Here is a 17,316-nt window from a genome sequence, read left to right as displayed (position 1 = left end):
CTAGAGTGCCGACGATGGGATTTTTTCATTCGTCTCAATAAAAAATCCTGCTATATGGCGTAATACTCCTAGTATTCGATGTAGGGGATTATCGTAAGCAGGTGGACTTGGCTGGTGGTTTTCACGGGCGATTACATAACGACTTGCAGCGATTTGTGTTTTCACGAAATTTTCTAGAGTTTGCCCATTAGAAAGGACACCCTCTTTACTTAAAAAATGTTGCAACGAGATGAGGTACGGAGGCGGTGTGTTGGGCTTACTTTCAACTAAAACATGATTACTATGAATATGTTGAATAAATTCATTACCTAACTCATACGCCACTAATTGGTATAAATGTTCATATAACTGAAAGAAAAAGGTCGGTAGACGAGAAAAAAAGCTTTAACACGTAAATTGATACGCTCAGGTAAATAAAGATGATGTTTACTGAGCTGGCTTAACGTAAATAAATCTTCTCCGCTGGGTAAAGGATAATAAGTGTGTTCCTCTACAAAAAATTGAGTACTACTATTTGGTTGTCTACACGCACAATGATTTGTTGATTCGGTAATTCTACCCAGCTGCCGTTTTCGCGATTAGTAAGCAATAATATTGCTTCCTGCGAAGAATTTGCTCTTAGTCTTGCTATCTTTTGTTTAGTAAACGCTGCAACTAAATCATCGAGTTTTTGTAGCCAATTTGTTCCAAACCACTTAAATGGTAATAAGGTTTGATACGTGTGATTGATAAACCGTTAAGTCTTGTGTTGGTGTTAATTACTTCCGTTGGCTGATGCGGAATTACCAAATGGTTAACCCAATCGCGACTATCATGCCAGAGTTGGCGTAAAAATAATGCCAGGCGTTTGAAACGATTTGCTGGAATAGTTAAGGTTGGTGCCGGATTAAGGCCATAAAGTTGGCAAATAACCCGTATGGTGTCATTTAATGCTTCTTCGTCTTGTCCAATGCGTAATTCACTGTCCCAGACAAAACAAGACGGTGTAGGACTGAATGCCTCAGCATCATATTGGGTAAAATCGAGTTGATCGAGTCGGGTTACCTGATAAATACGATTGAACTCATAATGCTGTGCCATTTTCGCTGCTTCGAAAAGAATGCGATATAGCTCTCCTTCCGAGATAATAGGGTTATTGGCAAGTAGGCGATTTTTAGAGCAACATTCATCCAGTATTGCGATGACCTTTCCACGTAAAGCCTCTTGAGCGGTCCAGTTATCAGGAGCCACATCACGTTCATGAGGCAGTAGCTGTTGAAGATTAAGAATACACTGTGATGCCAATTCATATTTTGCAGTTTGTACGTCCGTGAGGGGTTTTTCATAACTGTTAACACGGATACGATAACGATTCACATGACTGATAGCATTAGCAACTAATGAGGCAGTCCGCTCACCAGGAAGTTGTTGTAATTTTTCCGGGTCAGCTGTTAACAAAAATAATTGTACAGTTCCTTTATTATGATTGGCAATCATGCGTAGGCAATCACCGCCTGGTAGGCGATAATCCATACCGTAGTAGCCATATAATACGGTACCAGCTTGATTGGTAACGGGGGAACCTGTAATGGTTGGTACTGCTTGATGGGCAAAAGGTTTAACTTGCAAAGGTATTATTGCTTGTAAGCGCCCATCAATATATTCCGTTCTGCCCATGTTAAATTTGGTTATCGAGGAACCCTTATGCAACACTATATGCTTTTATACAACAATGGCAAGTAAATTTGTACAACATTGAACTGGATAATCAATGGGGATTTATTTTATAAATGATTGGCTATTTGTTTTAGATTGATTTTTTATTATTGTACAAAGTTCCAGTTGCAGGAAAAATCAATAGGCATTGCTAGCAATCTTATAGGTGGACTGTTAAAATGCGCTAAAAATAAACAGGATTTAGGATTAATGACAAGTTACTGCGGCTATATTGCCTTGGTTGGGCGACCTAATGTAGGTAAATCAACTTTATTGAATCGTATCTTACAACAAAAGCTAAGTATTACTTCTAAAAACCACAAACTACAAGACACAGTATTTTAGGCATACAGACTATCGATGACTATCAGTATGTATATGTAGATACTCCTGGAATTCACCAGGGATCAAAAAAGGCTATGAATCGTCTGATGAATAAAACAGCAATTAGTGTCTTGCGCGATGTCGATGTTATTGCTTTTTTAGTGGATGGAACACATTGGGAGGATGAGGATGACTATGTACTACGGCTGATTAAGCAGGCCAATGTCCCTTGTATTCTTGTTGTTAATAAAGTAGATAAAATTAGCGATAAATCCTTGCTGTTACCATGGTTAGAGCAGATAAGCCAGCGTCATGATTTTGCAGCTATCATACCTCTTTCTGCTAAGACAGGCGTGCAAGTTGATAATTTGCAAGAACAATTAAAAAATTATTTACCTGAAGGCCCCCATTTATTTGCGGACGATCAATTCACGGATCGACCTATACGTTTTTTATGCGCTGAATTGTTACGAGAGAAAATTTTTCGTCTTTGCGGCCAGGAGTTACCTTACTCAACAACGGTCGATATTGAATCCTATAAAGATGAAGGTAATTTGGTACGTATACACGCGTTAATTTTAGTCGACAAAGCCAATCATAAACGTATTATTATTGGTGACAAAGGGCAGAAATTGAAAGAGATGGCTACCGGCGCTCGTTTGGATATGGAGCAATTACTGGGTAAAAAAGTTTTTTACAATGCTGGTGTAAAGTAAAATCCGGTTGGTCTGATGATGAGCGTCTATTGAAACAATTGGGCTATGACCACTGACACGTTGGAGGGTTGGGTTTTACATAAACGTCCCTCTGGTGATACGAGTGTGCGGATAACTTTTTTACTCGCGAAAAGGGGGTGCTCACCTGTTTATGCAAGGGAGGGCGCACTCCGAAAAAACAAGCTATTATACAGCCCTTTACTTCCTTATGGTTAGCCATTGATACCCGGAAAGATTGGTATTATGCGCGTAACATTGAAAATATTGCCACTAGTTTTAAACTTAATGGAGAGGCGCTTTTTGCCGGACTTTATCTGAACGAGTTACTCTATTATACTCTAGCCCCCATGGATGCCCACCCAGAACTCTTTGATGTTTATCTGCTAACTTTACGTGGTTTAACTACTGCAACTGATAGGTTAGTGATTGAAGCACTTTTAAGACGTTTTGAGTATGTGCTTCTTGCAGCCTGTGGTTGTTCTATCTCCTTTACTGAGGAAGCTTGTTCTACTAATGCAATTGTCAGTCATAAACAATATCAATTTATTGCTAGCACAGGCTTTATGGCTTCCAACGAGGGAGGGGTGTCTGGTGGTGATATTCTCGCCTTTTCTCAAGGGCAACTCAGTGATTTGAATGTACTGAAAATGGCAAAAATAATTATGCGTCAGGCAATTGATCATCTATTAGGTGGACGAGTGCTTAAATCACGTTCCTTGTATATCCGGCAAAAGAATTAAATCGATTTCTTTCAAAACACTACTGTATTGAAGCATTACTTCGTTAATACGCTGCTCGAATCCTCATGTACCGGGGTTACATACGGTGGTTCTTCACACTATTTCTCCTTGCGCTGCTCTTCAATGCAGTGAGTTTCGAAAGAAGTCACTAAATTGGCATACAAATCGCTTGTTTAATGTTGTCAAGTATAGAAGCCAGAATTGTTTCGAGTCATAATTTAGCAGAATATTATTTGAATGAAATGGTGAATAATGATTAAAGAAATTTTACTAGGCGTTAATATTGATCATGTTGCTACTGTGCGCCAGGCTCGAGGTACACGTTATCCTGATCCTGTACAGGCAGCTATCGATGCTGAAGAAGCGGGTGCCGATGGAATTACCCTGCATATGCGTGAGGATTTACGCCATATTCAAGCTCGTGACGTCAGACTGATTAAATCAATATTGCAAACACGTATGAATTTGGAATTAGCTGTTACTGATGCAATGCTGGATTTTGCCGAAGAAATCATGCCGGAGCATACCTGCCTTGTGCCTGAGAAACGCGAAGAATTGACTACTGAAGGTGGATTGGATGTGTTAGCTAACTACCAACTAGTTTCTAATGCAGTGAAACGTTTAACGGAAATAGGTAGTGAGGTCTCTTTATTTATCGATCCGGATCCAAAGCAAATCGAAGCAGCGGCTGAGATTGGAGCGCCCGTTATTGAGATACATACAGGTTGCTATGCTGATGCCAGTAATGCTGCTGAACAAGCACGCGAACTGCAAAGAGTTAAACAAGCTGCAGAGTATGCCGCAAGCCTCAATTTGATTGTTAATGCTGGTCATGGATTAAACTATCAGAATGTGAAGCCTATTGCAGCTATCAAAGAATTACACGAATTAAACATTGGCCATGCGATTATCGCCCGAGCTTTATTTTGTGGATTGAAAGAGGCGGTGAAACATATGCGCCAACTTATGTTGGAAGCAAGAAACTATGTCGAATACTGATGCAATTGTTATTCGGTTGACCGGTGATTCTGGTGATGGCGTACAGCTTGTAGGTGAGCAGTTAACCATCACTGCCGCACTTACTGGACGTGATGTACGGACTTTGCCTGATTTTCCTGCGGAAATCAGAGCACCTGCAGGGACTGTTGCGGGAGTATCGGGATTTCAGTTGGCGATGGCTGAACAGGCTATTTTTACTGCTGGGGAGACCTTGGACGTATTGGTGGCTTTAAATCCTGCAGCTTTAAAGAACTCTCTGGAATACTTAAATCCAGGCGGCTTACTAATTATTAATGAAGATAGTTTTCAGGCTAAGGATTGGCAAAAGGCAGGTCTAACTAGCGAATTTTTTGACAAGGTTATAGAACAGTATCAAGTTGTTTCTTTGCCGTTAATAAGCCAGACTTTGCAAGCAGTTGAAGTACTAGCGATGAACCATGCCCAAGCTAAAAAAGCAAAGAATTTTTATGTATTAGGCTTAGTGCTTTGGCTGTTTGATTTGCCAACGGCTAGTTGTCTGGCTTTTATTAATAAAAAATTTAAAGCGAATCCACAGATTGCTAAAGCTAATGAGTTGACTTTATTGGCCGGTTATAATTATGCCATGACGCTGGAGTTGAGTCGGCGGCAATTCATGCTTGGGCAGGTAAGCCGTGAAAGTGGTGAATATAGACAAATCACCGGTGTCGAAGCGGTGGCGCTTGCCCTGGCAACGCTTGCTGTAAGCACTCAAATACCACTGTTGGTATCAGGTTATCCCATAACGCCTGCTTCTGCTATTTTGCATGAGTGTGCGAGATTAGTGGACTATGGTGTTCGTTTGTTACAAGCAGAAGATGAAATTGCAGCAATTTGTTCTTGTATAGGTGCTGCTTATGGCGGTTGTTTAGCCTTGACCTGTACTTCAGGACCTGGACTGGATTTGAAAAGTGAGAGTCTTGGTTTGGCTGTGATGACAGAATTACCTCTTGTTTTAGTGGATGTACAGCGTGCAGGGGCGTCGACTGGATTGCCTACTAAAACAGGTCAAAGTGATTTGCGTCAAGCTTTGTATGGTCGTCATGGAGAGGCCCCATTGCCTGTTCTCGCAGCAAAATCGCCTTCGGATTGCTTTAACACGATTATTGAGGCGTTTACTTTGGCAATTAAATATATGACGCCGGTGATTGTTTTGCTTGATGCTTATTTGGCGAATGCCGCTGAGCCCTGGAAAATACCTGCAGTTGAATCAATTAAGATACCTGTTATTGATTTTAATCGTTTTCCCAAACCTTATCAGCGGGATGAGGTTCTATCTCGTAGTTGGAATGTTCCTGGCACAGAAGGATTTATTCACCAAATAGGGGGTTTGGAAAAACAGGGTGAAGAAGGCAGAGTTAGCTATGATGCTGATAATCACCAAACAATGGTCAAATTGAGAGCAGAGAAAATCGCAGGCATTTCTCGCGATTATCCCAATTTACAGTTAGATGGCGATGAAAACGCCAAAATTCTGTTAGTAGGTTGGGGTAGTACCTACGGCAGTCTTAAATCGGCAGTGAATCAATGCCGTGCTGAGGGTATAGCTATTGCTCTGTTACATCTACGGCATCTGAATCCCTTACCACAAGAATTAGGTCAGATCATGACTGGTTTTGATAAGATTTTGGTTGCTGAATTAAATTCAGGACAATTATGTCAACTTTTACGGGCAACTTATTTACTTGGCGCACAATCTATTAGTCAGTGCAATGGCCAACCTTTCACTGTAAGTCATCTTGTTCAAGCCATTAAATTGGAAATTAACCATGAATAACAGTTATAAACGTGAAGATTTCACTCATGCAACCGAGGTACGTTGGTGCCCAGGATGTGGTGATTACGCTATTCTAGCTGCCTTGCAGCGTTTATTACCGGAGTTAGGTTTACCACCTGAACAGCATGTCTTTGTTTCAGGAATTGGATGTGCTGGCCGGTTGCCCTACTATATGAATACTTATGGTTTTCATACTATTCATGGCAGAGCAACGGCGGTGGCTACGGGCCTTAAAGCCATGCGTGATGATTTAACGGTATGGGTTATTACTGGTGATGGTGATGCGCTGAGTATCGGTGGTAATCATTTGATGCATTGTTTAAGACGTAATGTAAATATCAATATTTTGCTTTTTAATAATCAAGTCTACGGGTTAACAAAAGGACAATTTTCACCAACTTCTCAAAAAGGGCAAGTCACAAAAACGTCACCGGACGGGGTGACTAATGAACCTATTAATCCTTTGATGATTGCACTGGCTTCGGGGGCTAGTTTTGTTGCACGGGCCGTAGATAAGGATCCCAATCAACTGGCTGTAATTCTTAAGAAAGCGTATGAGCATCAGGGCTGCGCGTTTGTAGAGATTTATCAGGATTGCAATATTTTCAATCATGGTGCTTTCGATGCCTTTGCTTTAAAAACAAATCGAGCAGATAGAACGATTGTGTTGGAAGATGGACAACCTTTGTACTTCGGAGCAGAGCAAGAATGGGTGTTGGCTTTACAGAATGAATCTTTACAATGTATCCCGAGTGCCAACTTGAGTAATAAGAATCTGTATCACCACGATTCAAGCAACTATATTGCTGCGATGCGCTTGGCTCAACTTAATTTTCCAGAATTCCCGGTACCCTTAGGTGTTTATTATCAAAAATCCCGCGAAATATATAATCTTGATAAACCGAGTCAGAAATCAGTGGCTGATTTGCCTGCTTTATTTCGGGCAAGTGCGAGTTGGCAGCAAGGCGAAAAAACCAGGTAGCCACTAGGTGCAGGTGTAGCCGAAAACCCGAGGGATTCAAAATAAAATTCCTATGATTCTACAGTATGTATGGCACCGGTTTTGAGTGAGTAGAAAATAGAACCAAAAAAATCCCGGCTAATTTCACCGGGATTCAGGTTGAGGAGACGTATATTAGTCGCGTCCTGAAAAAAGCACTTAATAAGTTAAGTAGGCTCACGAACAGATTATATATAGATACGAATAATGACACGGTTGCTGAAATATAATTCGTTTCCCCGCCATGAATAATTTCACTCGTTTGGAATAAAATTAAGCCGGAAGAAATCAGTACGAAGGCTGCTGATATGGCCAGTTGAAGCGCTGGAATTTGAAAGAAGATACCAGCAATCATTGCCAATAAAGCGACCATGATGCCTACAAACAGAAAACCGCCTAAATAGCTAAAATCCTTACGAGTAGTTAATACATAGCCTGATAAGGCAAAGAAAATCATACCCGTCGCACCTAGTGACGTGCCAATTAGTTGAGGGCCGTTTGAGAAGCTGGCAATGTAAAAATTAAGAATCGGGCCCAAGGTATAACCCAGAAAACCCGTGAACGCGAAGACGCTTACTATTCCCAGGGCACTATTTCTCAATGCCTGTGTCAAGAACATCAAGCCATAGACACCAACAATCATGAGCAACGGATTTAGGGGTTTAACAGCAAAAGCGTAAGAGGCATAAGCAGTTAACGCGCTAAATAAAAAAGTCATGCCAAGTAAAAGGTAAGTGTTACGCAGTACTTTGTTTGTGGCAAGTACTGAATCACTACGTTGGCTTAACACAGTAACGTCATTTCGGTTCATGCAATAACTCCAGATAATTTATATTTCTAGTTTAGCATATCTATGGTCGGCTTGCCCATTTTTCAAGTCTATAGATCTGGATACATACTGGCAAGCGATTTAAATGCTGTGTTTGCTTATGGTTGTTAAAAAGAATTTCACAATCAAGATTATAAATCTTCTCTTAAGCATTGAAAGATCCTGATTTAATCATCGATAATTATAGATGGTTTTTTATTACTGGTTGGATAATTTATGCCTAAAGTTGCTGCTGTACAAATTGTTTCGTCCGCTTCCGTTGAAAATAACTTAAAACAGATTGAACAATTCTTTATTGATGCAAGGGAAAAACAAATTGATTTGCTCGTTTTGCCAGAAAATTTTGCGTTTATGGGCGTGAGTGAAAGCGATAAATTGCAAATTGCTGAGAAATATGGGGCAGGAACAATTCAAGACAAGATTAGTTCTTTGGCCAAACAGTATGGCTTATGGGTTATTGCTGGAACGCTTCCTTTGAAAGGTCTGCATGAACGTGTGAAAACGAGTTGTCTGGTGTTTGATGATGAAGGGCGCTGTGCAGCCCGTTATGACAAAATTCATCTTTTTGATGTTCGTGTCTCTGAGCAAGAAGCTCATCAGGAATCTACAACAATAGAGCGAGGCGATGAGATAGTAGTGGTAGATACACCCATTGGACGAGTGGGTTTGTCGGTTTGTTATGACTTGCGTTTTCCTGAATTGTATCGACAATTAGTATTAAGAGGTGCTGAATTATTTACGGTGCCTTCAGCATTTACTGCAGTTACAGGAATTGCACATTGGGAAGTATTGTTGAGAGCGCGTGCAATTGAGAATTTATGTTATGTTATAGCTCCTAATCAGGGAGGGCATCACGAAAATGGGCGGCAAACCTATGGCCATAGCATGATAGTTGAACCTTGGGGAAAAGTGGTGACTCAGCAGGAGAGTGGGGTAGGTATGTTGACAGCTGATATTGATTTACAACGGTTGCATCAATTGCGTCGACAATTTCCTTGTAATGACCACCATGTTCTCTTGGATAAATGACCGTTATTTTTGAAGGTAAAATTATGTCTCAAGTATTAACTATTGCTAAAGATTTATTATTAAAACCAGCCTCTCTGGATGAATCGGTTGTTGAAAAATTAATTCGCTCAATGATGGGGCGACATGTAGATGATGCTGATCTTTATTTTCAAAGTAGTAGCTACGAATCATGGTATCTGGAAGATTCAGAGGTTAAAAGCGGTAGTTATTCCATCGATCGTGGTGTTGGTATTCGTGCAGTCAGTGGTGATAAAACGGGTTATGCTTATTGCGATGATATTTTATTGCCAGCAATGCAGCGTGCGGCCGATGCGGCGCGTTCTATTGCTTTTAGCGGTACAAAGGTTACTCAGTCTATTCAAGTAGCGGTTTCTCCTATTACACGCTATGCCGATATAAATCCCATCGAAGGAATGAATAAACAAGACAAAATTGCATTGCTTGAGGCAATCGATAAAGAAGCGAGACGGATAGATCCGAGAGTGATTCAGGTAAATGCTTCTTTAAGTGGTTGTTTCGAAGTCGTTATGGTGGCTGGGATACACGGAGAAATGATTGCTGATATCAGGCCTTTGGTTAGTATTAATGTGAGTGTGATTGTTGAAGATAAAAATGGACGTCGAGAATCAGCTCGCTCTGGCGGTGGTGGCCGCGTTGCCTATTCGTACTTTATGGAGCAGGAAAGGGCACTGAGTTATGCGCGGGAAGCAGTACGTGAAGCATTGATTAATCTGGAGGCAGAAGAAGCCCCTGCTGGTACTATGCCTGTGATTTTAGGGCCTGGTTGGCCTGGTGTTTTGCTTCATGAGGCGGTAGGGCATGGTTTGGAAGGTGATTTTAATCGTAAAGGCTTATCTGCTTTTTCAGGCCGTTTGGGGCAGCAGGTTGCCGCCAAGGGTGTGACTGTAGTGGATGATGGTACTCTAAAAGATAGGCGGGGTTCACTCACCATTGATGATGAAGGTACTCCTTCCCAATGTACTACCCTGATTGAGGATGGTGTACTAGTCAACTATATGCAAGATAAATTAAATGCCAAATTAATGGGGATGAAACCTACAGGCAATTGCCGGCGGGAGTCTTATGCTCATTTGCCAATGCCAAGAATGACAAATACCTATATGCTGGCAGGGCATTACACTCCCGAAGAAATTCTGCGTTCGGTAAAACGTGGTTTATATGCAGTAAATTTTGGTGGAGGTCAGGTTGATATAACATCTGGGCAATTTGTTTTTTCTGCCAGCGAAGCTTATCTCATCGAAGATGGCAAAGTGACCAAACCTGTTAAGGGTGCTACTTTAATTGGTAACGGCCCCGAAGTAATGAAGAAAATCTCTATGGTTGGAAATGATCTCTCGTTGGACAGTGGTATAGGTGTTTGTGGTAAAGATGGTCAATCAGTCCCCGTAGGCGTGGGGCAACCAACCCTTAAAATTGATGCTCTGACTATTGGTGGCACCCGTTAAATTTGGGTGCTTAAACATTTTCTGCTTATATTCTACCATGTTGAATCTTCGGCGATCTTTCCGTTTATCACCTAGGCGTCAAGCCTAAAAATTATCCCATCGTGCAAAAAACTCTTGTTCTTTAGAATGTCTTCTTTATAATCAAATGATACCCATTCATAAGGAGAGTGAATATGTTAAACATGTTATTGGCATGGATAGAGGGTAACGAAGAAGACTTTCCTTTTGAAAACCAACCATTGACGCGCTCATTTTTTGAACAAGAGTATGCGGTCGAGCAACAAAATCATAGAAGATTAATTGCAAACGTTAGAATAGCACGGCTTAGCAGAAGAGATATAGGAAGCCGGGCCTCTCTTCCAGAGGCTCAGGATGTAGAGAATCATCGACGTTTCTTGGATTTTATAGAGTTCGGTAAAAAAGAATTGACTGCGGTTGCAGACGATAGCTTATTCTCTTTTGCTCTTAAATATTGTTTGAGTCTTCTCGAGAAAAATGAAGAGGCCACACTTATTCACAAAAGTACGCATCTATTTATGGCTTTGCTCCATGAAAATAAAACTAAAACATTAAAATTTTATGAAGAAAATAAAGCTTTATTTAATAATTGTGAGGAGATAAATCGCCAGGTAGCGAAAGAGTTGGCCGACATCAAAATGGGTGAGGCAGTAAACTCAGTCAGAAAATATCTAGTCTTCTTCACAGAGCAATTAGCTCAACAGGAAAACGCGCTAGGGGTGAGTGAATTATTTAAGACTGAATTGGATGATGCTGAAAAATTCGCAGCGTTATTATTATGGCTGTTACAGCGAGGAGCTTCCTCTGAATCAATCATAAGAACGAATTTATTGCATGATTTTCTAAGATATCATCTATTTACACTTCATCGGGAAGAAAGTGCTATCAGTCAATTATATACACTCCTGGCCCAATTTCCTGAAGCAGAAGAATTAGTTACTCAGGTTGGAAAGGTGAGTTGTGATGAGAGGGGATTTGAGTCTTATAGCTTAGATGGCGTTCTACATAGAGAAGGAGAACTTCCTTCGGTGCAAGTGATGGGTGCGCCCCTGGATTTTACGCCTACAGAAGAAAATTTTACTGCGCTTTTTAAGTTATTTGGTCAACCTTTTTTATTTGCTGCGGTTGTAACCCCCACTACATCTGACAATGAAGATTGGTTGAATGCTTTAAAGCACAGATTGAATCATGAAAGTATGTTAGCAAAAGAGTTGCCAGCTCTGATTAATTTTATTGCTGCAAGAAGGCCTGTATTGTTGAAGGGGCTAGCTCAATTAATAGAGGAATCAACTGCTGAGCATTTGATTTCATTAAATAGTGGAGCAATCTTGCATTTATTGGCTTATAAGCCAACATTATTTGAAAAGATAAAAGCAATTAATATAGAGGCATATATTCAGCAACTTAATGTTTCTGACTCCTCGGGACCTGATGTGGTTGCTCAATTATTGATAATGCTTGCCGTCTTATTGAAATATAAGCATCCTTCTGCTGGCCAGGCATTTGATGCAATTATTGAGAAACTTTTTGATAACGCTCACTTAATCGATGATATGGAGTTGCTGCGGCAGTTAAAAAGATACCCTGGATGGGCGATTCACCTGGTTCGTTATTCTACACAGTTACAACAACAGATTGAAGAGTGCATTGCTCGTTGTACTGAACAGAGTCCACTGACTAAGGATAATTATCAGTTAATTGAAGACACTTGGTTTGAGGTGTCTCGAAAATTGCAGACTTTAACTTATCTCAATGCTCAAGCCAAATTTGATTTTTATGATAAATATAAATTGCATATTCGAATTGCCCAAGCCTGTTTTAAAAAGCAGGGTAGTACTTTTGATATTAATGCCTTTATGGAGTTATTGTCACTGGAGCCTCCAATACAACCATCAGAAGATATTAGCGAATATGAGCGGGTACTACTTGAAATCCTGACGGCAATTGATGATGAATTGATTAGAAATACAATTATCGACAAACTTGAAGCTATTCCCATTCAACGCCTCAATTGGAGAGAGAGGGATTATGGTGGTGAGACAGTTTTTCTTAAAGCTGTTAGACAAGGTAATTTGGGACTTCTTATTGATATTGCGGCAATAAAACAACAAAGTAAATCTATGATGAATAAAGCGTTGTTGCTTGCGGCCGAAGCTGGTCATTGGTCTGTGATCAATTATTTTTGTGTCGACACAATTAAGCCATTCACAAGAATAACAACTGGTATTGTTTTAATTCAGGCTGCTGAACAAGGGGAATTAACTGCTGTACAGACCTTTTGTAACGACAATACACGCTTACCTCCTAAAAAATTATAGAAAAAGCACTTGAGGCTGCGGTTACCAATAATCATATCAATGTAGTGCGCTATCTATGCCAGTTAGCAGAGCATTCTTTTAGTAAAGAGGTTATTGAGAGGGTATTTAAACTTGCAGCTAAGTTGGAACATTGCGATTTAGCGGAATATTTTTGTTCTTTGTCAGTAGCACCTTCGCAGTTACAAATTGAAAAAATGTTTATGCAGGCGGCAGACGCTCATTGTTTGGAGTTAGCTAAACGTCTTTATAGATTAGAAAATAATGCGCCTCGCCAAATCGTGGTTGAACGAGTAATTAATAAAATGGCTCAAGTTGGAAATCTTGAGTTTATAAGCTATTTCTGTGGCTTGGCGGATAATCCTTTACGCCAATCTCTTATTGAGTCGGCCTTAATAGAGGCTGCGGAAAATGGCCATTTGCCTTTAGTAAAATATTTATCAAATATAGAATCAAATAAACCCAGTCAACAAGTCCAAGGAAAAGCGTTACAAGCAGCTATAAAAGCAGGCAAGCGAGATGTTATAGCTTATTTTTGCAGTTTGCCAACAAATCGTTTTTTACAGGGCTCAGTAGATTTTGGAGTATTATCGGCAGTGAAATCACGGCAATTAACTGCTGTGCAGTTTTTCTGTCATTTAACTAATCCACCTTCTCGTCAGGGCATTGAAAATGCGTTGCACGCAGCCATTAAATTGGGTGATACAGCAATGGCATTGTATCTTTGTAACTTGCCAACCAATGCTCCTTCGCAACGTACAGTTGAACAAGGTTTATTATCTGCTGTTAACGGCAAACAAATTGCTCTTGTGCAAGGTTTTTGTAGTTTACTATCAGATAACAAACCTCGAAAACATATACTAGAATTTGCTCTTCGAAAGGCCAACGCAACGAAGCAGATAGAGATGATAGACTATTTACGTGAAGAGTTGGGTAAGCCGCCAAGAGCGCACAAAGAAGTGCAAATGGAAACAGGAAGTAGGCATCTTGAATACTATGGTATATTCAGCAATGAGCGGAAAAAATTCGCTCATCGAAAGGCTACTATGGCAAAAAATAGTGAAGAGCTCCCCATAGATGATAAGGATCTGTCCTATCCGGCAGCGTCTTCAATGTCTTAACCTATTATTTGTAGAAAAAATTTGCTGTAATCGTTTAAGTTAATAATCAAGATGTAACTTGAGGTTTTTAAATTTCTACTACTAAAATAGTAATTAAAAACATTCAAGGCTAGGCTATGACAAAGAAATTGTTACAAAATTCGCTTAACCAGCTTTTAGTAGAAAATGAAAAAAGGCGTGGTGAAAAAGTCTATTTAAGACAACCCCGTAATGGAAAATGGTATGAATATACATGGCAGGTGGTCATTCGCCAAGCCCGGCAAGTTGCCCGATTTTTGCAGGATGCTGGTCTGAAAAAAGGTGAGCATCTCGCTATTTTTTCCAAAAATTGTGCCGAATGGTTTATTACCGATTTCGGTATCAGTTTGGCAGGTATGGTGAGTGTACCTTTATTTGCAAACCAGCACAGGGATAGTATTGAATTTGTCTTAAAGCATGCTGAAGTAAAACTGGTATTTATTGGAAAATTAGATAATTGTGTACGAGTTCGTGGTTACATTCCTGCTGATTTACCGACAGTAAATTTTGATTATCATCCGGAGCTCAATACCGATAATCGTTGGGCAGATATTCTCGCTAAAGAACCTTTAACAGATATTGTAGACTCTTCTCCAGATGATATATTCACGATTATTTATTCTTCAGGTACCGCCGGTGTGCCAAAGGGAGCTGTATATACGCATGCAATAATTGCTAATTACCTAAAGATATTTCCTGAAGATATTCAGCGTATTAAAACAGTTACTCATTATCATCTTATGTCTTACTTGCCGCTGGCTCACGTTTATGAACGTTCAGCAATCCAATTGGGAAGTGTAACAATACCCTGTGATGTGTCTTTTGTGGAAGGCCTGGATAAATTTATTGCGAATTTACGTCAGGCTGAGCCAACCTTTTTTACTGCAGTGCCACGGATTTGGGGAGTCTTTCAGCAAAAATAGAGCAGAAATTATCCCCTATAATCTTGAGTTTTTTACTTAAAATACCTGGTATTGCCTCTTTAATCAAAAAGAAAATTAAACACCAGCTTGGTCTTGGCCGCTGCACTAATAGTTTTTCTGGTGCTTCTCATTTACCGGTATCAATTCTTGGTTTTTTTGACAAGCTCGATATTCATATTCAAGAAGGCTATGGACAAACAGAAAATCTTGCTTATGCTACTTTTTCTACTTTAGAACTACGTCGTCCCGGTTATGTGGGGACACCAAGAAAATACGTTGAGATCAAACTCGGAGATGAGAGCGAGTTGCTTATGAAATCACCTTGTTTGATGAAGGAATATTTTAAAGAGGAAGCAGCAACTAAAACTGCTTTTACCAACGATGGATGGTTGCATACCGGAGATGTGGCTGAAATCGATGAATACAATAATGTAAAAATACTAGGGCGTTTATCAGAGAATTTTAAAAATCAAAAAGGAGAGTTTATTGCTCCAGCAGCCATTGAGAAACGATTTGCAGCCAATAAATTTATAGAGCAGCTTTGTATGGTTGGCAGGGAACTGCCTCATAATGTTTTACTAATTACTTTAAGTGAAGCGGGACAGAGCCAGGATAAAGAGCGAGTAAAGAAGAGCCTGCAAGAAGATCTACATAAAATTAATAGTGAACTGGTAAGTTATGAAAAAATTTGCCATGTGATTATTTCACAAAAGGCATGGACACCTGAGAATGGATTGCTTACGCCAACACTGAAAGTTAAGCGCCGTAGTGTAGAATCAACTTATCAAGACTTAATACAGAAAGCAATTACAGACCATAATGTCATTATTTGGGCCTAGATTACGCGCTGGCTTTATTAGCTAGTTTCATTAATAAAGCTTGAATCTCATGAATACGCTCTTCTGGGGAGGTACTATCCAAGGTAAAACGCAGACGGGTAGGTCCTTCCATTTGATAGCGTTTTGCTTGTAGCTGAATCAGATTGATCAACATGCCGGGATCGATGGCAGGGTTCTCACCAAATTCAATCTTGCCCGTCTGTTGGGCTGCATTAATTTTATTAATCGCTAATTGGGTTGCCAATAATTTTAATTCTGTAATTAGCAATAACTGCTTTGCTGGTTGAGGCAGTAAGCCAAAGCGATCAATCATTTCAATTTGCAAATCACGTAATTGTTGTTTGTCTTTTGCATTCGCAATACGTTTGTACATAATAAGGCGAGTATGTACATCGGCGATATAATCTTCAGGAATAATTGCGCTTAAACGTAGATCAATTTCTGGGCCTTGTTGGATTGGTGCGGTCAATTCAGGTGTTTTCCCTGCTTTTAAATCGCTGACGGCCCTGTCTAGCATTTCCATAAACAAACTAAAACCTACGGCATGTATATTGCCACTTTGCTCTTCTCCTAATAATTCGCCAGCACCGCGAATTTCTAAATCATGAGTAGCTAAAGTGAAGCCTGCACCCAAATCCTCGAGAGAAACAATGGCTTCTAACCGTTTAACAGCATCTGCAGTTAATGATTTTTCATTGGGTGTGAGAAGATAAGCATAAGCTTGATGGTGAGAACGACCAACGCGACCACGTAATTGATGTAATTGCGCTAAACCAAATTTATCTGCTCTATCTATAATGATTGTGTTGGCAGTTGGTATATCGATACCTGTTTCAATGATGGTTGTACAAACCAACACATTAAATCGATGGTGATAAAAATCGGACATAATACGCTCTAGTTCACGTTCACGCATCTGACCGTGGGCGCTGCGAATTTTTGCTTCTGGAACTAATTCTTGTAAATCTTGACTTACACGCTCAATCGTTTGGACATTGTTGTGGAGAAAATAAACCTGCCCACCGCGTAAAATTTCACGCAATATGGCTTCACGCAGGATAGAGTTATTTTTTCTTGCCAAAACGTTTTAATTGCTAGTCGTTTGGCAGGTGGTGTTGCGATTAGGGAAATATCACGTATGCCGGCCATTGCCATGTTGAGTGTTCGTGGGATAGGGGTCGCAGTCATTGATAGAATATCAACATGCGTACGCAAGGAACGTATATGTTCTTTCTGCTTGACACCAAAGCGATGCTCTTCATCAATTACGAGTAAACCTAAATTTTTAAACTGGATATCTTTGGAAAAAAGTTTGTGAGTACCAATAACGATATCCACTTGGCCATTTTTTAATGACTCAATTACTTTTTCGCTTTCTTTGCCACTACGAAAGCGAGATAATAATTCAATATTGATAGGAAATTGAGCAAAAACGGTCTCGGAAATTCTCAAAATGTTGACCAGCGAGCAAAGTAGTTGGAACGAGAAC

The 17,316-nt window shown here is 40.1% G+C and carries 13 protein-coding genes and 2 pseudogenes; 11 read left to right on the top strand and 4 right to left on the bottom strand.

Going from position 1 to position 17,316, the window contains the following annotated elements; all coding sequences use genetic code 11:
• Together BN58_RS28755 and BN58_RS28750 are read right to left on the bottom strand one after the other, a co-directional pair.
• Positions 1-324 carry a hypothetical protein gene (locus BN58_RS28755; RefSeq protein WP_019217341.1) on the bottom strand — a complete coding sequence of 108 codons (324 nt, stop codon included), beginning with the start codon at positions 322-324 and terminating at the stop codon, positions 1-3.
• A 330-nt stretch (positions 325-654) separates the two neighbouring features.
• Positions 655-1,656, bottom strand: coding sequence for a hypothetical protein (locus BN58_RS28750; protein ID WP_019217340.1), 1,002 nt, complete (start codon positions 1,654-1,656; stop codon positions 655-657).
• A 249-nt stretch (positions 1,657-1,905) separates the two neighbouring features.
• On the opposite strand from BN58_RS28750, the pseudogene era reads away from it, so the two are divergent.
• The 5 genes and pseudogenes from era (at position 1,906) to BN58_RS13805 (ending at position 7,251) form a co-directional block, all read left to right on the top strand.
• A pseudogene (era, locus tag BN58_RS25540) lies at positions 1,906-2,791 on the top strand (GTPase Era).
• An 81-nt stretch (positions 2,792-2,872) separates the two neighbouring features.
• Entirely contained in the window at positions 2,873-3,475 is a 603-nt protein-coding gene (gene recO, locus BN58_RS25535; RefSeq protein ID WP_019217338.1) for a DNA repair protein RecO, read from the top strand.
• A gap of 252 nt (positions 3,476-3,727) precedes the next feature.
• Complete coding sequence (pdxJ, locus tag BN58_RS13815) at positions 3,728-4,474, top strand: pyridoxine 5'-phosphate synthase (protein ID WP_019217337.1); 747 nt, start codon at positions 3,728-3,730, stop codon at positions 4,472-4,474.
• Positions 4,461-6,269 carry a 2-oxoacid:acceptor oxidoreductase subunit alpha gene (locus tag BN58_RS13810; RefSeq protein WP_019217336.1) on the top strand — a complete coding sequence of 603 codons (1,809 nt, stop codon included), beginning with the start codon at positions 4,461-4,463 and terminating at the stop codon, positions 6,267-6,269. Before pdxJ ends, BN58_RS13810 begins: the two co-directional genes overlap by 14 nt.
• Positions 6,262-7,251, top strand: coding sequence for a 2-oxoacid:ferredoxin oxidoreductase subunit beta (locus BN58_RS13805; RefSeq protein ID WP_019217335.1), 990 nt, complete (start codon positions 6,262-6,264; stop codon positions 7,249-7,251). Before BN58_RS13810 ends, BN58_RS13805 begins: the two co-directional genes overlap by 8 nt.
• A 133-nt stretch (positions 7,252-7,384) precedes the next feature.
• On the opposite strand, the gene BN58_RS13800 is transcribed toward BN58_RS13805, so the two are convergent.
• Positions 7,385-8,080: a Bax inhibitor-1/YccA family protein gene (locus tag BN58_RS13800; protein ID WP_019217334.1), complete on the bottom strand. Its 696-nt coding sequence runs from the start codon at positions 8,078-8,080 to the stop codon at positions 7,385-7,387.
• 234 nt (positions 8,081-8,314) lie between these two features.
• Here BN58_RS13800 and BN58_RS13795 point away from each other — a divergent pair, with 234 nt between their 5' ends.
• The 6 genes from BN58_RS13795 to BN58_RS36270 all read left to right on the top strand — a co-directional run bounded on the left by BN58_RS13795 (position 8,315) and on the right by BN58_RS36270 (position 15,827).
• Positions 8,315-9,127 (top strand): carbon-nitrogen hydrolase family protein, encoded by an 813-nt coding sequence (locus tag BN58_RS13795; protein ID WP_019217333.1) that lies wholly within the window; start codon positions 8,315-8,317, stop codon positions 9,125-9,127.
• A 23-nt stretch (positions 9,128-9,150) separates the two neighbouring features.
• Positions 9,151-10,593 carry a metalloprotease TldD gene (gene tldD, locus BN58_RS13790; protein ID WP_026069486.1) on the top strand — a complete coding sequence of 481 codons (1,443 nt, stop codon included), beginning with the start codon at positions 9,151-9,153 and terminating at the stop codon, positions 10,591-10,593.
• A 173-nt stretch (positions 10,594-10,766) separates the two neighbouring features.
• On the top strand, positions 10,767-12,929 hold the full coding sequence (locus BN58_RS13785; RefSeq protein ID WP_020424303.1) for a hypothetical protein: 2,163 nt from the start codon (positions 10,767-10,769) through the stop codon (positions 12,927-12,929).
• 44 nt (positions 12,930-12,973) lie between these two features.
• Positions 12,974-14,047 (top strand): ankyrin repeat domain-containing protein, encoded by a 1,074-nt coding sequence (locus BN58_RS13780; protein WP_020424302.1) that lies wholly within the window; start codon positions 12,974-12,976, stop codon positions 14,045-14,047.
• Positions 14,048-14,163: 116 nt separating this feature from the next.
• The gene (locus BN58_RS36275; RefSeq protein ID WP_019217331.1) at positions 14,164-14,988 is read left to right on the top strand and encodes an AMP-binding protein; all 825 of its coding nucleotides are present in this window, start codon (positions 14,164-14,166) and stop codon (positions 14,986-14,988) included.
• Positions 14,989-15,011: 23 nt separating this feature from the next.
• Positions 15,012-15,827 carry an AMP-binding protein gene (locus BN58_RS36270; protein WP_269570308.1) on the top strand — a complete coding sequence of 272 codons (816 nt, stop codon included), beginning with the start codon at positions 15,012-15,014 and terminating at the stop codon, positions 15,825-15,827.
• A gap of 1 nt (position 15,828) precedes the next feature.
• Here BN58_RS36270 and BN58_RS25525 read toward each other — a convergent pair.
• Positions 15,829-17,316 (bottom strand): annotated as a pseudogene (locus tag BN58_RS25525) (TRCF domain-containing protein); the annotation flags it as partial.

Origin of the sequence: Legionella tunisiensis (assembly GCF_000308315.1) — a bacterium.
Classification (GTDB): domain Bacteria; phylum Pseudomonadota; class Gammaproteobacteria; order Legionellales; family Legionellaceae; genus Tatlockia; species Tatlockia tunisiensis.
Note: the sequence above shows the minus strand (reverse complement) of the source record. Positions and strands in the feature narration are given on the sequence as shown.